The sequence below is a fragment of the Microcoleus sp. Pol7_A1 genome (genome assembly GCF_036701085.1).
Taxonomy (GTDB): Bacteria; Cyanobacteriota; Cyanobacteriia; order Cyanobacteriales; family Microcoleaceae; genus Microcoleus; species Microcoleus asticus.
Map to the genome: position 1 here is coordinate 26173 of NZ_JAUBQD010000048.1, position 14716 is coordinate 40888.

A 14716-nucleotide genomic window follows, 5' to 3' on the forward strand; every position below is an offset into this window, starting at 1 on the left:
CTCTGGGGATTGCAATAGGCCTGTGCAAAATTTTTGAATACCTCCCTCACAGTGGCTGAATCGGGACTTGCAGCCCGATCGCGCCTACAATCCCCGTCTCCGATGCTGGGTAACCCTTTACGGGTGGAAATAATCGTAAATTTGCTGCGCCAGACGCGGGCCAATCCCAGAAACTTCTGCCAACTGTTCGGGAGTCGCTAAACGCAGGTAGTCGATCGACCGAAAATGTGCCAACAATTGTTTTTGTCGGTGGTGTCCCAATCCGGGAATTTCATCAAGGCGCGATCGCTTCATTCTCTCGCTTCTTCGATCCCGGTGAAAACTCACAGCAAACCTGTGCGCCTCATCCCGCACCCGGCGCAATAATTGTACGCCCGGTTGCTCAGAATTAGTTGGCAGCGGCAAAGATTCCCCTGGCAGAAATATCTCCTCTCGCTGCTTGGCCAAACTGACAACGCGCAACTCTTCTAGCAAATTCATTTCCCGCAAAACAGCCACAACTGCTGACAGTTGACCTTTGCCGCCATCTATCATAATTAAGTCGGGTTTGTCGGAAATAGTAGGAGAATCTGAGGATAAATTGCTGAGTTCTTTCGGTTCTTCTAAATCGCTAAACCCATCTTCCATCTTCCCTCTTTCTTCTTCCTTCAATCCTCGGAATCGGCGACCGATAACTTCTGCTAAACTAGCAAAATCATCAGAATGCCCTGATTTAATTTCAGGATTTTTAATTTTGTAATGGCGGTAGTGTTGATTTGCCGGCAAACCGTCAATAAATACGACGCGGGAAGCTACGGCGTCAGAACCTTGAATGTGAGAAATATCGTAACCTTCAATGCGCCGAGGAACTTCTGGCAAATCAAGAATTTCTGCTAAATCTTCCATTGCTTGAGAATTGCGATCGCTCAATCTTTGCATTCTCGCCAATTCATACTCAGCGTTGCGTTCCACCATCTCAATCAATTCTGCCTTAGTTTGCCGCTGCGGCGTCAAAATGGTAACTTTTCGCCCCTTACGATTGCTCAACCAATCTGCTAATATTTCCGCTTCTGGCAATTCGTACTGCACAGAAATTTCGCTGGGAATTTCTACAGATTCGACATTTTGATAGTGTTCTTCCAACACGCGCTGCAAAATCGCTCCGGCCTCTACCCCCCCTTGCCAAGGTGGGGAGGAAAGAGAAAGTTGAGATAACTCTTGATCCCCCGATTGTAGGGGCGGTGCCTCCGTTCCCGCCCTGGGCTGGGGGGGTATTTCCGCCATAAATCCCAATCTTCCGACCAATTGACCGGCGCGAATTTGGAACAATTGAACGCAAGCGTGCTGACTATCGGCCGCCAGTGCGATCGCATCTCTGGAAACCGTATCGTCGGGCAAAGACACTTTTTGACCCGCACTCAAAGACTCCAAACCCTTAATTTGATCGCGAAGGCGCGCCGCAGTTTCAAAGTTTAAATCTTCGGCAGCTTGTTGCATTTGCGGCTCCAGGATATCAAGCAATTCCTGAGTCCTTCCCTGGAAAATCATCGCTACTTTTTGGATAATTTTTCGATATTCTTCAGGGGAAGTTAACCCTTGACAAACGCCAACGCAGCGCCCGATGTCGTAGTTCAAACAAGGACGATCTTTAAACAGCGGTTGAGGGCGCTGCCGCAGGGGGAAAATTCGCTTAATTAAATGCAGCGTACTCCGCAGCGCCCCTGTATCGACGTAAGGGCCGTAATAGCGGTCTTTTGCACTTCCTGCGCGGCGTTTGCGGGTGATAAAAATGCGCGGGTATTCCTCCGACCAAGTTATGCACAAATAAGGATATTTCTTATCATCTTTGAGGAGGACATTAAAGTAAGGTTGGTGCTGTTTTACGAGGTTTGCTTCTAAGGCTAAAGCTTCTGCTTCTGTGTCGGTGGCGATGAATTCAATTTCGCGCACTTGCTGCACCATCATCGCGATGCGGGGAGTGAGATTTTGGCTTTCGCGGAAGTAGGAACGGACGCGGTTTCGGAGTTTTTTGGATTTGCCGATGTAAAGGATGCGATCGCTCTCATCGCGCATTAAATATACACCAGGAACCGCCGGAATTTCTTTTAGGCGACTTTCTAGGCGTTCCGAGTCTTTAACTAACGGCAGAGTTTTTGTGGATGGCATTGCAAGCTATCTCAGCAAAATAGAGAGTTATTGTACACTCTTTTATTTTACCTTAATTGTGCGGACTTTTACGGCGGCTACCGTCGCAAACCCACCGACTAAACTTGAAAATCAGTTACAATATCTGAGATAAAAACTTGCGCGTGCGTTCTTCCTTCGGGTGCTGAAAAAACTGTTCCGGCTTCGCTTCTTCAACTAAAACGCCGCCATCCATCAATACAATGCGATCGGCAACTTCGCGCGCAAACCCGACTTCGTGAGTTACCACCACCATTGTAATTCCTGTTTGAGCCAAATTTCGCATTACATCTAAAACTTCCCGCACCATCTCCGGGTCTAATGCTGATGTCGGTTCATCAAACAGCATGATTTTAGGCTGCATTGCTAGAGAACGTGCAATAGCGACCCGCTGCTGCTGTCCCCCAGACAACTGTCCGGGATATTTTTGTGCTTGTTCCAAAATTCCCACTCTTTCTAACAGTTGCATCGCCACTTCTTCAGCTTTTTTTTTCGGCCAGCGGCGCACCCACACCGGCGCTAGCATGACGTTTTGCAACACTGATAAGTGGGGAAACAGGTTGAATTGCTGAAACACCATTCCTACTTCGCGGCGAATTGTCTCGATGTTGCGCAAGTCGTGGGAAAGTTCGATTCCGTCGATCGTAATTTTACCTTGTTGGTATTCTTCTAATGCGTTGAATGTGCGAATAAACGTCGATTTGCCCGAACCAGATGGCCCCATCACGACCACGACTTCGCCACGGTTGACGGTCATGCTGACGCCGCGCAGTACGTGAAATTGTCCGTACCATTTGTGGACGTTTTCTGCGACAATTACTGTTTCTGGGCTTTTTTGCTGAGTTTCCATAATGTTTTTATTTTTTAACCGCAGATGGAGGCAGATGAACGCAGATGAAAGTAGATGAGTTTTTAGCGCTGGCCTACGCCTAAAGTTCGCTCTATTTTGCGGCTGGCTAATGACATTGAGTAGCAGAATATCCAATAAATAATCCCGACGAATATGTAAACTTCGGCGTATCTGCCGATATAGGAAGGATTTGCTAAAACTGCGCGGGATATTCCGATTAATTCTAACATTCCGAATAGAGACAGCAGGGATGTATCCATAAATAATCCGATGAATTGACCGCCGATCGCCGGAATGACTATTCGCAATGCTTGAGGCAGTACAATTAAAATTGTCAGCAGGGGTGTATTGAGTCCGATCGACCTAGCTGCTTCTATTTGTCCCCTGGGCACGGCCTGCAAGCCACCGCGCACGTTTTCTGCCAAGTAAGCTGCACTGAATAGAGTCAGTCCAGCAATGGCTCTAATTACTCTATCCAATTTGGGATATTCTGGCGGCAAGAAGAGTTGCAGCATCACTTGACCTAAAAACAAAATGCCAATTAATGGTAAACCGCGAATAATTTCAATGTATAATGTTGATAACAATCTCACAACTGGCAAAGAACTTTGTCGGCCAAGTGCTAGCAATACTCCCAAAGGAAAGGAAAGCACAATACTAATAACTGCTAAAAACAGCGTCAATACTAAACCGCCCCAATCATTTGTTGAGACTTCTGTCAAACCCAACCCGCCTTTAATTAGCCACAAAATTATTGGGAAGGAAAGAGCCCAAATTGCAGGCATCCAGTTAACCCCCCCCAACCCCCCCTTGCTAAGGGGGGGCGAGGGGGGGTTGCGGTTAATTTGCCTTCCGATGACATAGCTGGCGGCGGCTGCGATAATAATTCCTAAGAGGTAGAGGCGAGAGGTGAGGTCGATCGGCGAAATGACCGCACCCACAACCGCAGCACCGAGTATAATTAGTAAAGGCGGATTCCAAAGACGTTCTTGCCGCTGAATGTTTCCCCAAGTTAATCCTCCCAACAAGGCAATTATCCCCGTTACTATCCACAGCCTCCAGTAGGAGTCGCGGGGAAATCTGCCGGCGAAAAATAGCGGCAAGTTGGCTTCTAACACGTGCCATTGAGCTTTTGTTGTTGCCCAAACGATAATTCCTCTAATCGCTTGGAAGGCGATAATTAGGCAAACTACTGTCAGAATGCTGTTGTACCAGGTACTAAATAAATTTTTGCGCGCCCAATTCCAAGGGGTAGGCGATTCGGTGGCTGGGGGCGGTAATATGGGGACAGTTTCCATATAGCGGTTTTCAATCCTATGATGTAGAGTAACAACCAGTTATTTTTTTATTAAGCCGCCTAGGCGGGTTTTGTTTGTGTAGACGCGATTTCCAATCGCCAAGCCTAAAAAAAATCCTACTTATTTTCGCCGATTTATCCAATCTTCTCCACCTGGTAACTGACTAAAATGCTGGGCTAACACTGCGGGTAAATCTTTGGCGGAATGGATATAAGTCAAGTTCAATAGCCTGACAGCAGTCTGAATAATCAGGTTTCTATCCATCGTCTCTGCAAGTTGAAATTGAGTATAAACACCATTCAATACTTCCTCCGCAGCCTCTGCGATCGCATCCTCAATCACCTCCTCCTCTATAAAACTCTCCCATTCATCAGAATTGATGTAATAAGATGTTTTATTATCTTTAATATTTACCTTCTTAATTTCTCTGATTGAATTGCGAATCGAACTTGCCCAAGAACCAGTTAATCGCCGTTCAACTTGATTTTTAATCAAGTGAATCAGCAAAATATTTAAAAAAGATTGAATTTGTCGCAAAATTGCCTGTTTGCTCATTCCATCTAACTCATCGACTATTGCCAAAGCATCCGTGTACCTTCCTTCCAATATGCTATTTCTAAGAGCAATTAATTCTTGTGTCATTTGATTTACCTCAACTTTGATACTAACAAGGCAAAGATAGTTGTGACTTATTTATTATTGCTTAATCGTCAACTCACAAGTTTCGTTTCTCTGTCTAAGCTAAAGTCACTGTATGCCACTTTATGCGCTATCCTTTGATTTCCAGTAAATTTGGTTAAATTTAAAGTCTTTACCTTTCCTTGATTTGTACGGTTTTATTGTACCAATTCATGAACAGAGAAACTATCAAACTAATTGTTAGATATGTTACCATGATAATTAACATTGCTTCGATCGCCCGACCGGTCTGATTCAACGTCGGAGCTCCCACCACAAAATAAACGTCGGGATAAGCAACCGCAACCGCTAAACTCGAATTCTTAGCTAAATTCAAATACTGACTGGTTAAAGGCGGCACAATCACCCGCAAAGCTTGCGGCAAAATTACCATCCGCATCATTGTTCCAGACTTCAGCCCTAAAGACTTTCCGGCTTCCCACTGGCCTCTCGATACTGACTGAATTCCGGCCCGGACAATTTCTGCAATGTAACTGCCAGTATACAAGCTGAGCCCTGTCACCAAGGCTGCAAATTCTGGAGTAACTTTTAATCCTCCTTCGAGTTGCAATGCTGGTGTCAGGCGGGGGAAATCTAGGCGAAAAGGCAGATTTTTGGTGATAATCCAAGCTAAGATTGCACTCAGCCCGATCGCACCTAGAGCCCAAAACAACTGTCTTCCCGGCTTAGCTTCTTCCAACATCACCCGCGCCCGCCACATCCACAGCCCCGCCGCCGCCAAAACTCCGATAGTTAGCAAAATCACCCAAATCTCAAAACCCGGCAAAGCCACAGGCCAAGGTACAGCAATGCCGCGATTTGTCAAGTAAATCGGTCCCCTCACCTGCTGATTGTCTTCCAGTTTTGGCAGGGAAATGAAAACTGCAAAATACCAGAAAAATAATTGCAGCAATAAAGGCGTATTTCGCAGAATTTCTACATACAAACCAGCCAAACTCCGCAGCAACCAATTGTCGGAAAGGCGCGCAATTCCTACAGTCAAACCCGCAACTGTTGCGAAAACAATCCCGATACCCATTACCCGCAGCGAGTTGATTAAACCGACAAAATAAGCTTGTCTGTAACTGTTTTCGGGACTGTAAGGAATGACACTTTCGCCGATATCAAAAGATGCTTGGGAATTGAGAAAATCAAATCCAAAAGCAATCCCCAGTTGCGAGTAATTGGCACTGAGATTGTCCCAGAGAATCGCGATAACAACTATTACTAAAATTAGGGCGATCGCCTGTCCGGCTATTTTCCAGAAGCGATCGTCCCGCAGCAGTTTTGATATATCTTTAAATTTGGGCAATTTCTGCGATTTGCCCGGTTGAGGTTCTGGGTTCATAACTGTTTAATGTAGATCGAACTATACCTAACTTTAGCTTGCCTAAAATATCTTGTAGGGTACAGCTAGCAAGCACCTTACAAGTCGGGTAAGCGCGGAGTACCTTGCTGTCTAAAATATCTTGTTGGTTAACTGTTAACAGCCAACGGTCAACAGTTAACAGTCAACAGTTAACTAAAATTAGCGGAACGGCGGCGAATAAAGCAAACCGCCATCTTTCCAGAGTCTGTTTTGACCCCGTTCTAACTTAAGTGTACTTTTGGGGCCGAGGTTGCGATCGTACATTTCTCCGTAATTCCCCACTTTCTTAACAACGCGGACTGCGTAGTCGTTCGGGAGTCCCAAACCTTTACCTAAATCTCCTTCTGTTCCTAGCAAACGTTTGACGTTGGGGTCTGTAGTGCTTGCCACAATTTTGTCTACATTTCCCGAATTAATTCCCAAATCCTCAGCTTCAATCGCCGCGAAAATAATCCATTTCACGGCGTCCGACCATTTAGGATCGCCGCTTTTCACCGCTGGGGCTAAAGGTTCTTTTGACATCACTACCGGCAAAACAACATTATTCTCGGAATTCGGCAGAGTTGTCCGCTTAGAAACAAGTTGCGAGCGATCGGCAGTAATACCTTGACAGCGACCTTCTTGATAGGTAGCAAAGGTAGTATTCACATCTTCAAACACCACAGGAGTGTATTTAATTCCTAATTTTCGCATTTGGTCGGACAAATTCTGTTCGGTGCTCGTACCTGTTTGCACGCAGATAGATTTGCCCGCAAAATCTTTTAAAGTTTTGATGCCGCTGTCTTTTTTGACCATGATGCTTTGAGAGTCATAAAAGATCACCGGGGCAAATTCCAGTCCGGTAGTGCTGTCGCGACTCGCCGTGTAGGTGGTATTTCGGCTGAGAATGTCGATTTCTCCAGCCTGCAAAACTGTAAATCTATCTTTAGCGTTGAGCTTTCGGTACTCGACTTTTTCGGGATCGTCAAATATTGCCGCCGCGACAGCCCTGCACACATCCACATCCAGTCCCGAATATTTGCCTTTTTCGTCTACAAAGCTAAAACCCGGCAGTTCGCCGCTGACACCACAAATCAGTTTGCCGCGGCTGACAATTGTATCTATCCGGCTCGAACCTTGTTGCGAGTTGCCACCCGCAGCATTTGTTGCTGGTGTTTGTCCGATTTGTGCCGATCGATCCCTACAAGATGCCAACGGTGCCGCAAATAACACGCTTGCTAGCAGCAGAAATCCCCATTTACGCATAGATTTTAGTAGAACGCTTTCCTGATCATCCTACCTTGTAGATGTCGAGAACTGTGGCGCACAACAGTCTCCGGCTTCAAATTAGCCGTTTTGCATCCGGTGCTGCACTCTGGCAACTGCATCAGCTACCCGCCTGTGTTTTTTTCAGCAAGCAGGGCGCGGAGAGCGAGAAACCCGGTTTGTGGCTGGAGGCGCCGCCGTCCAACCCAAGATTTATCATAGAAACCCGGTTTGTTTGCGGCTATTTTTGCCCGCGGCGATCGCCCTTCCCTGGAATATTTATCCGATTTTGATTGAATGCGCTCACTGTACCTATGGTGCTAGGCGCTGCTCAGCTAAATCGCGGATTAGGGACAGCCGAGACTCGATGTACTCGTTCAACAAATCTGCTTCTTTGCCATTAAGCGCAGAGTTCATCTTCAACTGCTTCAGCAGCCACTGTACCAGGGTGGCATCGTCCAAATTCACTAACAGAGTAGCTTGGGTGGTCTCAATTAACGACCAAAGTTGACGTAACATGATGGGAGTCATAAAACCTCCTGGAGCGTAAATACGCAGTTAATGGGCGGACTGGGCGAAAACTTGGTCTTTGTGTCTCAAGCCGGTAGACGAAAAGCACCGTCATAGCCATCGGCTTAATGATTTTTTTATATTTGACCACAATAACTCAATAAAGTAGTGTCACAAGCTACAACACACAAGATGTTATAAGAGTTCCGAATTCTGTCACATTGAGATAAAAATCTTGATAAAAAATTAACAATCTTTACATACTATAGCTCGTGGGGGCTGCCAGGAGCTGTCCGGGATCGAGCACTCCTGCCCGGTTCGCCAGAAAATTAATTAATAAACTGTTGCGCATTTAAATTGTATATTTCAATGCCGTATTCCCCAAAAAGTCATCAAATATTGTCCCCCTCTCACCTTCTCCCTCTCGAACATAGCAGCAGCTTACTCAGGGGCCACCCACTTTTGAACCCCCGCCAGAATTATTTCTAATTCAGCGATGATTTTCGTGGCCTCCTCCCAATCGTTTGATTCGCCAAGACTTTGAAGCCGATCTGCCATCTCGGGCATTAACCGCACCGCCGCCGTAGCACTGACACCTTTAATTTGATGCGCGCGGCGGGCCAATGTCTGGACATCTGCCGAGGCGATCGCTACCTTAGCCGCTTCTAAATAACTGCCAGTATCAACCACAAAAGCTTGCAGTATTTCCCGCTCAAACTCTAAATCAGCACCAGCAATTTCGCGCAAACGTGCCATATCCACTAAAGATTGAATACCCTCTGAAGAGTTTTTGAGTTCCTCGCCATTAAACTTTGGACTTTCAATTTTTAACTGGGCAGACCAATTTTGGAGCACAGATTTTAACTTTTCGATCGAAATAGGTTTGCTAATATAATCGTCCATGCCCGCCGCCAGACACTTTTCGCGATCGCCCTTCAAAGCACTCGCCGTCATCGCAATCACCACCGTCTTTTGATGTGGCTCGATCGAACCAGCAGCAGCATTTGCCGCTTCCAGGCGGCGCAATTCCTGCGTCGCTTCGTAACCGTCCAAAACCGGCATCTGACAGTCCATCAACACAATGTCATACTTTTTGATAGCAACCATCGATAGCGCCTCTGCGCCGTTATTCGCGACATCCGCCGTGCATCCCAAAACTCTGAGTTGATTCAGACCAACTTTTTGATTTATCGGGGTATCTTCAACTAACAAAATCTTTAAGTTGGCTAACTCCCGGTTGTCAATAGGTGAGGCTCCATTGGACTTTGGATTTGCCACCTGCCGATCCATCGCCGCACCCGGGGCGATCGCTTTCACCAAGCAATCAAACAGCCGATGAGCTTTCACAGGTTTAGTTAAATAACCGCTAAAACCGCTATTTACCAAACGTTTCGCCTCCGATATTTGAGTAATTGAAGTCAGCACCACCCACTTTGTATGCTGCTTTGTCGGCTCAGAAACCATCAAGCGTTCCAGGCTTCCCGCCACCATTTCCGGCAACTGAATATCAACCAAAACAATATCGTAAGGGCAATTAACGCTGACAGCTTTGTACAGAGATGCGATCGCCATCCAACCGTTCTCAACCTCCTCAACTTCCATTCCCCACATCACAGCCATTCTCAGCAGCACTTTTCGCACTGTCGGCTTATCGCTAGCAACTAACATTTTTCGCCCCGCCAGCACCGTTTGCAAATTAACTTCGCACGCCGTTCCTACAGCAGTTAAATTTTCCTCGACTGCCGGCACAGTAAACCAAAAAGTCGAGCCTCTGCCAGGGGTACTTTCCGCACCGATTTGACCCCCAATTAACTCTACTAACTGCTTACAAATAGCCAGACCCAAACCTGTGCCACCGTACTTTCTCGTCGTAGAAGCATCAACTTGAGTAAAAGATTGAAATAGCTTTTTTTGGTCTTCTTGAGAAATCCCGATTCCTGTATCTGTGACTTTAAAAAGCAGGAATGTCGAGCCAGTGCTTCCGAGTTCTAACGGTTGGATATTCTCTACAACTTTCTGCTCGTCGCTGTCTGCCAATAACCCCTGATGCCTGCCAAGAGAAACCTCAATTACCACTTCTCCAGATTCTGTAAACTTAATCGCATTGTTAATCAAATTAGTGAGGATTTGCCGCAACCGCGCTGCATCTCCTTTAATTTGCAGTGGCACGTCGCTGTCAATCAGCGCTACCAATTCTATACCTTTTTCTTGGGCGGGAGTTGCCAACAAATCTAGCACATCATCCACACAGATACTGAGGTTAAATTCGATTGTTTCTAAGCGCATTTCTCCTGCTTCCAGTTTGGAGAGGTCGAGAATATCGTTAATGATGGATAGCAAATTTTGACCGCTGAGTTTTAGCGTCTGCACAAAGTCGAGTTGTTCGGGAGTAAGATTCGTTTTCAGCAGCAAATCAGTCATCCCCATCACTCCATTCATCGGAGTGCGGATTTCGTGACTCATATTTGCTAAAAATAGCGACTTCATTCGAGATGCTTCTAGGGCCGCTTCTCGGGCCTGCTGCGCTTGTTCAAACAAAGTAGATTGCTGAATGGCGATCGCCAACTGCACGCTCAACCTTCCCAGCAAATCAATCTCAGAATCAGTCCAAACACGCGGAGCGCTGCACTGGTGGGCAACCAGCAATCCCCACAATCGATTTTGACTCGCTTCCAAACTCCCCATCGGCGACTCAATTCCGGGAGTTTCCGGCGAATATTCTGTTGCCAACTCCTGACTTTCATCGCCGATAAAAATTGGTACAACTAAATTAGCCCTTACTTGGAAACTAACAAGGAAATCTCGGTGGATGTCGCTCAAACTGGCCGTATAAATATCTGCCCTTGCTTGAATTTTTCCGGCGCGGTATAGCGATAGATCATTTTCGCCAAAAGATATTTCTGGAACTTGTATGCCCAGCAAGGGAATCCAATCATCCCCTACAGATTCCACAACAACACTCGCTGTTTCCTCGGAATCAAAACGATAAATTACCGCGCGGTCAGTTGCCAGCAACTCCCGCACTTCTTGTACGGCAGTGCTCAGAGTTTGAGTGAGGTTGAGAGACTGCCGGACTCGCTGGGCGATCGCCGAAACCAGCCGTTCTTGTTCTGCTTGTTCCCGCAGCCTTCTCTCAGCTTGCTTGCGTTGGGTGACATTGCGAATTACCGCAGCCAAGCACAGCGGTTCGCTGCTTTGAGGGTGCTTGACCAGAAAAGCATTCATCACAACATCAATGCTTCTTCCGGTGTGCAAGTGCTGCATTTGACCTTCTCCTTGCCACTGACCCTGACTGATAATTATTGGCAAAATCTCTTGACTAAATTCCTGTTTAAAAGTTGGAGCGAAATAATCCCATATCTCCGTATAAAGCTGTTCCGAAATATTTTCTAAGCCCACCAGTTTTCGTCCGGCTTCGTTCACAAACAGCGTTTTGCCTTTTAGGGTAGCCATACCGATAAAATCACTGCTGTTTTCAATCAGCGACACAAATTTTTGGCGTTCTTCTTCTCCTTTTATCCGTTCGGTAATGTCGCGCTTGACGCAGACATGACAAATTACATCGTCGGCGTTGTTAATCACAGAGTATGCCGCAACGTCGATCGCCAGCGTGCGACCTTTTTTAGTGGAGTTAGTAATTTCGCCCCGAAAAGTTCCTGTTTTCGCTAAACTTTTGGCAATTGTCGGAAACCACTCCCCCGCAACCAGCGGCGACGCTTCTGCTTGTAATTCCGCGTCTGTGTATTCTAGAAGCGATTGGTGAGCGCGATTTTGTTCGAGAAAAAACCCCTCAGCATTGATAATGACGATCGCATCGTTGGAGTTTAAAAATATTTCTCGGTAAAGTTTGAGTTTTTCCTCAGCTCGCTTGCGTTCGGTGATGTCCCTTTTGACGTTTACGTAACAGACTACATCCCCAGCACCATTGAGAACCGCAAAAGCCGAAAGCTCCACCTCAACTGTTCCCCCTTGCAAAGCCTTAATAAAGGTCATTTCGCCTCGGTAACTCCCAGTTTCTGCCAAGCTTTGCAGTACCGACGCAAATGCCTGTTCTCCCATCCCAGTTGCAGGCGTTTTTCCCCACAATTTCGACGAACTGTAACCCAGCAAAGCTGTGTGAGCTTGATTTGTTTCTAAGTAATAGCCTTGGGGGTCTAAAATGGCGATCGCATCGTTGGATTTCAAAAAGATTTGTTGATAAAGTTGCAGCTTCAATTCCGCTTGTTTCCGGGCGCTAATATCCGTGAACAAGCCGTAGTAAACTATCTCCCCCGATGCTTGCAATTCTGGCTGAGAAGCTCCTTGCACCCATTTAAGTTTTCCTGACGGAGTGACAATTCTTCCTTCCCAGCGCCAAGGCTGCAAATTTTCAGCAAAAAGCGTGACAGAATTGAGAAAATCATCTCTATCTTCGGGATGAATCATGTCAACAATTACATTAAAATCCTGCTGAGCAGCCTCTGGTTCTATTTCATACAATTCTCGGCAGCCGGCGCTCACAAAGGAGAAAGCCATTGAGCCGTCTGGATGCAAGTCAATTTGATATACCGTACCGGGTACGCTAGCAGTAATTTTTTGCAGTTTGGCTTGGCTTTGATTCCTGGCTTCATTTGTGGCCTGCAATTGACCAATCTCCCGAGAAAAACCCAAAACCGCAAATATATTGCCCTCTGCATCGCACAGCGGCAGTTTTTGCGTGTCAAAGATGTGCTCTTTGCCGCCTTCAAAGGCGATCGTCTGGTAGGGATTGCGAACAATCTCCCCGGCCAGCACAGCTCGATCCTCCTCGCGGATGCCCCTAACCCGGCCGTTGCGATCGCCAAATACTAATTCGGCTGAAAACCCTAATTCAATATCATCTTTGCCGATAATTTCCTCAACATTTTTCCCCAAATATGCCGCAAAACTTTGATTTACCAAAATGTATCTAAAGTTTCTATCTTTCGCAAAAACTCTGTCCGGCGCACCGTCCATTACAGCCCGCAACAATAGTTCTTGACTTTCCGAATCCAGAGCCAAATTATTTTGAGCTTTCCCCTTGACATTGGTCGTTTTAGCTGCTAGGCTAATTAACGATTTGGCACAAATTTGAGCGACTGTGTGGAGCAAACAAAGGTGTTCCAAATTAAAAGCCGTTGCTTGCTCTGCACCAATGAAAACTACTCCCAACAATTCTTCACTTTCATCCGGGTTAGCCGGTGCTATCAAGACCGACTGAAACTGAGCAATGGGTGGCGGATCGATGCGATCCGCCCAGTCTCGATTTCCAGCGAGCCATTCAACGCGAGCTGCTTGCAATCGGCCTTCAATTTCGGCTCTGGCGCTAGCAGTTAAGGGCTGTAAGTGTTGCAGGTATAGTCGATCGTCCGGTGGCGTCAAAATTGCGATCGCCGCGCCCGGAATCAGGCGCTCGAGATGTGTCAAACACGCAGACCAAATTTCATCAGCGCAAGTGGCGAGTTGTAATTTCGCAGTAAGTTCGTTGAGAACTTGCAGTTCCAAGGTACGCTGGCGGACTTTTGCTTTGAGGCTGGCGGCTAGGATTTGCATAGTGCTCACCACACTGGTTTGCTTATATTATAATTATTGATTTTCAAACTTTTGTAAACAATGATTTTAAAAGATATGCGGCGAAAAGACAACTTTATTTATATTGATATTACCTTCAACCGCTAAAAAACAAGGGCGCGATCGGGAGCAAAGAGACACTGCTCTATGCAAGCTTTCGCTCCCATTGCCCGACTTAACCTTACACCCAAAGACAGATGCAAGCTCCAGACTTTCGTGGTAAAATTTAAAAAATTTTAGACCAAAGTTCAAAGCCTCAAATTCATCTTTAGAGTCAATCGAAAATTGAAAATCGAAAATCGATGGACGGTGAAACTACCCCATTAAAATCACGTTATCGATCACATGAATGACGCCGTTATCAGCTTCGATATCCGCAGCGACAACTGTAGCATTTTTCACCTCAAAACCGTCAGAACAATCAATTTTAATCGGCGAACCTTCCAAGGAAGTAACAAAACCGAGTTTTGCCAAATCAGCTTTCATAAACTTGCCAGAGACAACGTGAAACATCAAAATCCTAGTCAATTGGGGAACGTTCTGCACTAGGGTTGTGATAGTTCCCGGCGGCAATTTCGCAAAAGCATCGTCATTGGGTGCAAAGACAGTAAAAGGGCCCGGACTTTTGAGCGCGTCTACTAAATTAGCTACTTGCACGGCTGTTACGAGGGTTTGGAACGAACCCGCACCTACGGCAATATCAACAATATCAGGCATTGTGTTTTACCTCATCTGGGAAAAAAGTTCTATTAAGTATCGTAAACTGAGGCGGGCAAAAATACCTACTGTCTTTTTTGAAAAATTGGTAATTCTTTTGTAGTGAAGACTTCAATCCTCAGATTTTTGATGAGGACTTCAGTCCTCACTACAAACCTAATAATATAGGACTTACATATGGGGGCCCAGAAACCGCGTTTTTTACGAAAAGACGCGTTAAAACCCGCAGATTAGGTAAAAAACCCAGTTTCGAGGAGTCGGAGTGCGTCCTGGACTGTAATAGTTATTTTACACGACATAATATTACTAACGGCTCGG

At 46.1% G+C, this 14716-nt stretch carries 9 protein-coding genes; all 9 read right to left on the bottom strand.

Annotated elements, in window-relative coordinates; genetic code table 11:
- Positions 1 to 117: 117 nt before the first annotated feature.
- Positions 118 to 2145 (bottom strand): excinuclease ABC subunit UvrC, encoded by a 2028-nt coding sequence (gene uvrC, locus QUA20_RS23150; protein ID WP_333191478.1) that lies wholly within the window; start codon positions 2143 to 2145, stop codon positions 118 to 120.
- Between the two features lie 115 nt (positions 2146 to 2260).
- Positions 2261 to 3013, bottom strand: a complete 753-nt coding sequence (locus QUA20_RS23155; RefSeq protein WP_333191480.1) for an amino acid ABC transporter ATP-binding protein — start codon at positions 3011 to 3013, stop codon at positions 2261 to 2263.
- 62 nt (positions 3014 to 3075) lie between these two features.
- Positions 3076 to 4311 carry an amino acid ABC transporter permease gene (locus tag QUA20_RS23160; RefSeq protein WP_333191482.1) on the bottom strand — a complete coding sequence of 412 codons (1236 nt, stop codon included), beginning with the start codon at positions 4309 to 4311 and terminating at the stop codon, positions 3076 to 3078.
- A gap of 120 nt (positions 4312 to 4431) precedes the next feature.
- On the bottom strand, positions 4432 to 4953 hold the full coding sequence (locus QUA20_RS23165) for a DUF29 family protein (protein WP_333191484.1): 522 nt from the start codon (positions 4951 to 4953) through the stop codon (positions 4432 to 4434).
- A gap of 169 nt (positions 4954 to 5122) precedes the next feature.
- Positions 5123 to 6337, bottom strand: coding sequence for an ABC transporter permease subunit (locus tag QUA20_RS23170; RefSeq protein WP_333191486.1), 1215 nt, complete (start codon positions 6335 to 6337; stop codon positions 5123 to 5125).
- A 180-nt stretch (positions 6338 to 6517) separates the two neighbouring features.
- On the bottom strand, positions 6518 to 7603 hold the full coding sequence (locus QUA20_RS23175; protein WP_172185838.1) for an amino acid ABC transporter substrate-binding protein: 1086 nt from the start codon (positions 7601 to 7603) through the stop codon (positions 6518 to 6520).
- 312 nt (positions 7604 to 7915) lie between these two features.
- The gene (locus QUA20_RS23180; protein WP_172185839.1) at positions 7916 to 8134 is read right to left on the bottom strand and encodes a hypothetical protein; all 219 of its coding nucleotides are present in this window, start codon (positions 8132 to 8134) and stop codon (positions 7916 to 7918) included.
- 420 nt (positions 8135 to 8554) lie between these two features.
- Positions 8555 to 13663: a PAS domain S-box protein gene (locus tag QUA20_RS23185; RefSeq protein ID WP_333191489.1), complete on the bottom strand. Its 5109-nt coding sequence runs from the start codon at positions 13661 to 13663 to the stop codon at positions 8555 to 8557.
- A gap of 333 nt (positions 13664 to 13996) precedes the next feature.
- Positions 13997 to 14398 (bottom strand): fasciclin domain-containing protein, encoded by a 402-nt coding sequence (locus tag QUA20_RS23190; RefSeq protein WP_015178455.1) that lies wholly within the window; start codon positions 14396 to 14398, stop codon positions 13997 to 13999.
- Positions 14399 to 14716 lie beyond the last annotated feature (318 nt).

Bases quoted from the DNA above. Each gene is read 5' to 3' on its own strand.
- uvrC (WP_333191478.1), bottom strand. From the start codon at position 2,145: ATGCCATCCACAAAAACTCTGCCGTTAGTTAAAGACTCGGAACGCCTA.
- QUA20_RS23155 (WP_333191480.1), bottom strand. From the start codon at position 3,013: ATGGAAACTCAGCAAAAAAGCCCAGAAACAGTAATTGTCGCAGAAAAC.
- QUA20_RS23160 (WP_333191482.1), bottom strand. From the start codon at position 4,311: ATGGAAACTGTCCCCATATTACCGCCCCCAGCCACCGAATCGCCTACC.
- QUA20_RS23165 (WP_333191484.1), bottom strand. From the start codon at position 4,953: ATGACACAAGAATTAATTGCTCTTAGAAATAGCATATTGGAAGGAAGG.
- QUA20_RS23170 (WP_333191486.1), bottom strand. From the start codon at position 6,337: ATGAACCCAGAACCTCAACCGGGCAAATCGCAGAAATTGCCCAAATTT.
- QUA20_RS23175 (WP_172185838.1), bottom strand. From the start codon at position 7,603: ATGCGTAAATGGGGATTTCTGCTGCTAGCAAGCGTGTTATTTGCGGCA.
- QUA20_RS23180 (WP_172185839.1), bottom strand. From the start codon at position 8,134: ATGACTCCCATCATGTTACGTCAACTTTGGTCGTTAATTGAGACCACC.
- QUA20_RS23185 (WP_333191489.1), bottom strand. From the start codon at position 13,663: ATGCAAATCCTAGCCGCCAGCCTCAAAGCAAAAGTCCGCCAGCGTACC.
- QUA20_RS23190 (WP_015178455.1), bottom strand. From the start codon at position 14,398: ATGCCTGATATTGTTGATATTGCCGTAGGTGCGGGTTCGTTCCAAACC.